1 protein-coding gene is annotated in these 576 nt (G+C 44.3%); it reads left to right on the forward strand.

Going from position 1 to position 576, the window contains the following annotated elements; translation table 11 throughout:
* A partial coding sequence (locus tag KIV40_RS34810) for a hypothetical protein (protein WP_285354028.1) occupies positions 1-576 on the forward strand: 576 nt, incomplete at both ends.

Consider the following 576-nt stretch of genomic DNA (forward strand, 5'->3'; position numbering starts at 1 on the left):
TACTCGTTCTGCTAGTAGGAAGTAACCTAACCTCAGTTAGTCTGTATGCGGCAGAGGAAGGCGCAGAAAAAACTCATAAGTCTGGCTACGACCGTAAGCCAGAGTTTTCTGGCCCTGACAGCCCAAAAGGCCAACTGGAAGAAAATGATAGAGTGAAGGAAGCGGCATTTCGCTTTCCTGCATTTGATGGCTTGTTTACAAACTGGAATTCGATTAAACAAGAATTGGATAACCAGTACGGCTTAAAGTTTGGTGGCCACTATTCCACCATGTACCAAACCAATGGTGATGAGAGCTATTTTTCTGGCAACTTCCGACTAACGAGTACTTGGACTGTATTAGGTAAAGATACCGCAACCCCTGGCTTCGTCTCATTGATTGCAGATAATCGTCATTCTTACGGTGACTATGATGCACCGGGTAATGTCGGGAATTTTGGTCAATATGGGATTACAGCCACTCAATTTGGTGATTTTGATGGGAATTTCAAAATACTGACTTTGGCTTGGAACCACAAATTTCCCGAAGACTCCGGATACGTCATAGGTTCCTACGACCCGAACGATTACATGAACG

Source organism: Vibrio sp. D173a, assembly GCF_030248475.1.